This is a genomic window from Pseudoalteromonas sp. RB2-MNA-CIBAN-0110 (assembly GCF_040309305.1).
Taxonomy (GTDB): Bacteria; Pseudomonadota; Gammaproteobacteria; order Enterobacterales; family Alteromonadaceae; genus Pseudoalteromonas; species Pseudoalteromonas arctica.
Genome location: NZ_JBEOOQ010000213.1, coordinates 1 through 262 on the forward strand (window position 1 = coordinate 1; position 262 = coordinate 262).

General features: G+C 32.8%; 1 pseudogene. It reads left to right on the plus strand.

The features are described 5' to 3' along the window. A pseudogene (locus AAEY68_RS21220) lies at positions 1–262 on the plus strand (GGDEF domain-containing protein); the annotation flags it as partial.

The window sequence follows — 262 nt, forward strand, 5'->3', positions numbered from 1 at the left end:
GCTGTCACCCTCCTGAGCGTGCATAATAATAAACATATTGCTATTGAGTCATTATTCGATTCAAAAACTAGCGCTAATATACAGCTAAAAAAACAACAACAAAGCATACCGTTAAATATCGCCCTTACCCAATTATCTGATTCTGTTTCTATGTTGTGTTTAGAGCCTTTAAAAAGCGATGTAATTGAGCTCTATAATTTTGATCGGGTTATTTCTGAAATATCAACAGACTTAATCGACATACAAAATGATGATATAGATT